The sequence below is a fragment of the Synechococcus sp. GFB01 genome, assembly GCF_001039265.1.
Classification (GTDB): Bacteria; Cyanobacteriota; Cyanobacteriia; order PCC-6307; family Cyanobiaceae; genus NIES-981.
Map to the genome: position 1 here is coordinate 1 of NZ_LFEK01000005.1, position 4,736 is coordinate 4,736.

The following is a 4,736-nucleotide window of genomic DNA, read 5'->3' on the forward strand; positions in this document are numbered from 1 at the left end:
CTCGGCGCCCGTGTGGTGCCGCTGCTGCTGGGCCTGGCCCTGCTGGGCTTCGGTGTGCAGCTGCATCAGACCCGTGAGCAGCTGGCCCGGATCGACCAGCGGCTGGCGAGCGCCGGTGCGGCCGGCACGGCCTCGCCCCTCAGCCCGGCGAGCCGCCAGCTGCATCTGGTGGCCGCCACACCCGGCATGCGCGCCAGCGGCGACGTGCTGGTGACGGGCAACGGCACCCACAACGTGCTGATGCTCGACGACCTGCCGCCGCCGCCCCCCGGTCACGTGTATCGCCTCTGGGCCGAGGTGGGTGGGCGCCGGGTGGGCTGCGTCGCCTTCGTGCCGACCGAGCAGGGCCACGTGGGCATGCTGATCCCCCCCTCACCCACCAGCCTGGCCCGCGCGGTGAGCGTGAGTGTGGAGCCCGATCCGGTGGGCAAGGCCCCCACCGGTCCCACCGTGCTCACCAGCACCCTCTGAGCCGGCAGCTGCTTACGGTGAGGGCATGGCGACGGTGGCGTGACGATCATCCGGGCGCGGGGCCTGAGCAAGACCTTCCGGGTCAGCGAGAAGCAGCCCGGACTGGCCGGCACCCTGCGCCACCTGCTGCGCCGCCGCCACCGCGACGTGCTGGCGGTGGACCGGATCGGCTTCACGATCGAACCCGGCGAGATCGTCGGCTTTCTGGGGCCCAACGGAGCCGGCAAGACCACCACCCTCAAGATGCTCACAGGCCTGATCCATCCCAGCGGCGGCGAGCTGGAGGTGGCGGGTCACCAGCCCTGGCGGCGCCAGGCCCGCTTCCTGCGCCAGATCACCCTGGTGATGGGCAACCGCCAGCAGCTGATCTGGGACCTGCCGGCGCTCGATTCCCTGCGCGTCAATGCGGCCGTGTACGGCATCGACGACCCCGAGGCCGAGCGGCGCATCGGCGAGCTGGCCGAGATGCTGGAGCTCGGGCCCGAGCTGCACAGGCCCGTACGCAAGCTCTCCCTGGGGCAGCGCATGAAGGCGGAGCTGCTGGCGGCTCTGCTGCACCGGCCGGCCGTGCTGTTTCTCGATGAGCCGACCCTGGGCCTCGATGTGAACGCCCAGGCGCGGGTGCGCGACTTCCTGGCCGACTACAACCGTCGCTTCGGTGCCACGGTGCTGCTCACCAGCCACTACATGGGCGACATCACCGCGCTCTGTGCGCGGGTGCTGCTGATCCACCAGGGCCGCCTGTTCCACGACGGTTCCCTGCACGAGCTGACCCAGCGGCTGGCCCCCTGCCGCCAGGTGCGGCTGGAACTGGCCGAGCTGCATCCCGCCAAGCGTTCGCCGGATTCGGGCAGATCGAGCACCACCAGGGCCACCAGCTGCGGCTGCTGGTGCCGCGCGACCAGCTCACGGGGCGGGTGGCGGCGTTGCTGGAGCGCTTCGCCGTGGTGGATCTGGAGGTGAGCGATCCGCCGATCGAGGAGCTGATCGGTGGGCTGTTCCGCAGTCGCACCGAGGCCGCTGCGGCCGCAGCGGCCTCCATCGCCGCGCAGGTGGAGGGGATGCCGTGAAGCGGGCATCGCTGCGCCGCGGCTGGCGCGTGGCCTGGGCGCTGCTCTCGAGCCAGTACGCGCTGATGCTCGAATACCGCGCCGAGATCGCCCTCTGGGCCCTCTCCGGCGTGCTGCCGCTGATCATGCTGGGGGTGTGGAGCGGTTCCGGCGCCGCCGCCGCCGCCGGCATCGGTGCCGCCCAGCTCAACCGTTATTTCCTGGCCGCCTTCCTGGTGCGCCAGTTCACCGTGGTCTGGCTGATCCACGTGTTCGAGGAGGACGCCCTGCAGGGCCGCCTCTCGCCCTACCTGCTGCAGCCCCTGCCGCCGCTGTGGCGCTACCTGGCGGCCCACGTGAGCGAGCAGGCCACCCGGCTGCCGTTCGTGGTGCTGATCCTGGCGGTGCTCGGTCTGCTGCAGCCGCGGCTGCTGTGGCTGCCCTCCCCGGCCGCCTGGTGCTGGGCCTGCTGGCCATCGAGGCGGCCTTCCTGCTGCGCTTTCTGCTGCAGGTGCTGGTCACCACGCTCTGCTTCTGGAGCGAGCGGGCGGCGGCCCTGGATCGCCTGCTGCTGATCCCCTATCTCTTCCTCTCCGGGCTGGTGGCGCCGCTCGAGACCTTTCCGCCGGCGCTGCGGCGGCTGGCGCTGGCGACCCCCTTCCCCTGGATGGTCGACTTCCCGGCGCGGCTGCTGGCCGGTGAGCCGGTGTCAGCCGGGCCGGGTTTCGCGGCGATCGCCGCCTGGGGCCTGCTGCTGCTGCCGATCGCCCGCTGGCTGTGGCGGGCCGGGCTGCGGCGCTATTCCGCCATGGGGGCCTGATCCCGATGGCCGCTTCCCCACCGCTGCGGCTGGCCCGCGACCTGCGTCGCCACGGCCGCAGCCTGTGGCGCTTCTGGAGCACCTCGCTGGCAAGCGAGCTGGAGTATCCGCTCAACGCCTGGATCGAGCTGGTGGCGGTGCTGGGCAACCTGGCCGGCAGCCTGTTCGTGCTGCAGCTGCTGTTCGCCGGCCGCCCCAGCCTCGGCGGCTGGAGCTGGAACGGCGCCCTGGTGGTGCTGGGGCTCTACACCCTCCTCGACGGGTTCACCACCTGCCTGCTGCAGCCCAACCTCAGCCGCATCGTGAGCCACGTGCAGAACGGCACGCTCGACTACGTGCTGCTCAAGCCGATCGACAGTCAGTTCTGGCTCTCCACGCGCACGGTGTCGCCCTGGGGCCTGCCGGCCGTGCTGGCCGGGATCGCCCTGATCGCCTGGGCGCTGGTCCATCCGGAGCCCGGCGCCGCGGCCCCGGCCGCAACGGCGGCCTTCAGCGGCTGGGGAGCACTGCTGCCGCTGGTGCTGCTGCTCTCGGCCGCGGTGATCCTCTACAGCCTCTGGTTCGTGCTGGCCGCGCTCAGCATCTGGTTCGTGAAGGTGTGGAACGCCACCGAGGTGCTGCGCTACACCCTGGTGGCGGGGCGCTACCCGGTGAGCGCCTACCCGCCGGCCCTGCGGCTGCTGTTCACCTTCGTGCTGCCGGTGGCCTTCCTCACCACCGTGCCGGCCGAGGCGCTGCTGGGCCGCGGCTCCGTGCTCTGGATGGGGGCCTCGCTGCTGGTGGCCGTGCTCTGCTTTGCCGGCAGCCGCCTGCTCTGGCGCCACGCCCAGCGCTTCTACACCTCGGCGTCGAGCTGAGGCCCCTGAGGGCGACCGGCGTGCACCAGCTGGCGCTGCGCCTGCTCCCACTGGTGCTCCTGCCAGGCCCGCACCAGATCCAGCCGGGTGATCCGATAGCCGAGGCGGCGGCCCGCCAGCACCAGCTCCTGCCGGCTGCGGCAGTGCCTGAGGGCGCGGCGGATCTCGTCGTCCAGCTCCGCTTCCTCCACCATCCGTTCCAGCTCGCTCCAGCTCATGGGAGGTGTTCCGGGTTTTCACCATGCCGTCCGGCTGCGGCCACGGCAAGGTTCCGCCGGGCACAGTGCCGGATCGATCAGAGCTGCTGATCGGCGCGCCATCATCGCCGCATCGCGATCGTGCCCCATGGCCCCCGAGCCAGCCACCGCCACTCCTGCCGCCGCCACCGCCAGCCCCGCCGCCGCCATCGAGCCGGCCGCCGGGCCGGACCGCTGGCAGGAGCACTGGCTGAATCGCTGGTACGCGGTGGCGGCCCTGGCCGATCTGGACCCCGCCCAGCCGTTCCGCTTCACCCTCCTGGAGCAGGATCTGGTGCTCTGGTGGGACCGCCAGGCAGGCCAGTGGCGGGCCTTCGCCGATGTCTGCCCCCACCGGCTGGTGCCGCTGAGCGAGGGCCGCATCAATGAGCGCGGCGAGCTGGAGTGCCCGTATCACGGCTGGAGCTTCAACGGCGCCGGTCACTGCACCGCCATCCCCCAGGCCGAGGCGGCTGTGGCCGCCACCGCCTGCGCCAGCCCCCGCTCGCGCTGCCGCAGCTACGCCACGGCCACCGCCCAGGGTCTGCTGTTCGTGTTCGCCGGCGATGCCGAGCGCTCCGGCGCCGTGCCGCTGCCGCTGGTGCCGCCGCTGGAGGAGCCCGGCTGGCTGGTGCAGGAGACCTTCCGCGACCTGCCGATGGATGCCCTCACCCTGCTGGAGAACGTGCTCGATGTGAGCCACGTGCCCTTCACCCACCACCGCACCGTGGGCCGGCGCGAGAACGCGGCTCCGGTGGTGGCGGAGCTCACCGGCTTCGGCCCGGAGGGCTTCACCGCCAGCTGGCCGGAGGGCCCGCGGCGGGGGAAGCTCGGCAGCCAGTTCACCAGCTTCGTGGCGCCGGGGCTGATGTGGCACGACCTCACGGCCAAGGGCTTCGCCCGCCTGCTCACGGTGGTCTACGCCACCCCGATCCGCCGGGGCGAGTGCCGCCTGATCGCCCGCTTCCCCTTCCAGTTCCAGTCGCGCTGGCCCCGGCTGCTGCTGGGCCTGCGGCCCCGCTGGCTGCAGCATATCGGCAACCACACCGTGCTCGAGGACGATCAGGTGTTCCTGCACTGGCAGGAGCGCCGCCTGGCCGAGCGGGGCGGCAGCGGCGCCTTCGAGCGGGCCTGCTTCCTGCCCAGCAGTGCCGATGTCTACGTGCAGGCCCTGCACCGATGGGTGATCGAGCACGCCGGTGAGCCCTTCCCCGGGCGGGCCCTGCCGGAGCGGCTGCCGCAGGCGCCGCTGATGGACCGCTTCGAGGCCCACACGCGCCACTGCCGCAGCTGCAGCCAGGCC

4 protein-coding genes and 2 pseudogenes are annotated in these 4,736 nt (G+C 72.4%); 5 read left to right on the forward strand and 1 reads right to left on the reverse strand.

Features of this window, described 5'->3' with window-relative positions; genetic code table 11:
- The 4 genes and pseudogenes from SYNGFB01_RS00745 to SYNGFB01_RS00760 form a co-directional block, all read left to right on the forward strand.
- Positions 1-471: anti-sigma factor domain-containing protein (locus tag SYNGFB01_RS00745; protein WP_048016517.1), on the forward strand; the 471-nt coding region annotated here is incomplete at its 5' end.
- Positions 472-516: 45 nt separating this feature from the next.
- Positions 517-1,541: pseudogene (locus SYNGFB01_RS00750) on the forward strand (ATP-binding cassette domain-containing protein).
- Positions 1,542-1,606: 65 nt separating this feature from the next.
- Positions 1,607-2,340 (forward strand): annotated as a pseudogene (locus SYNGFB01_RS00755) (ABC transporter permease).
- 41 nt (positions 2,341-2,381) lie between these two features.
- The gene (locus tag SYNGFB01_RS00760) at positions 2,382-3,197 is read left to right on the forward strand and encodes an ABC transporter permease (protein WP_048016519.1); all 816 of its coding nucleotides are present in this window, start codon (positions 2,382-2,384) and stop codon (positions 3,195-3,197) included.
- Here SYNGFB01_RS00760 and SYNGFB01_RS00765 read toward each other — a convergent pair.
- Positions 3,176-3,415, reverse strand: coding sequence for a Nif11 family protein (locus SYNGFB01_RS00765; protein ID WP_048016518.1), 240 nt, complete (start codon positions 3,413-3,415; stop codon positions 3,176-3,178). The genes SYNGFB01_RS00760 and SYNGFB01_RS00765 overlap by 22 nt on opposite strands.
- Before the next feature lie 127 nt (positions 3,416-3,542).
- Between SYNGFB01_RS00765 and SYNGFB01_RS00770 the strand changes: the two genes are divergently transcribed.
- On the forward strand, positions 3,543-4,736 hold a 1,194-nt coding region (locus SYNGFB01_RS00770; protein WP_082325785.1), incomplete at its 3' end, for a Rieske 2Fe-2S domain-containing protein.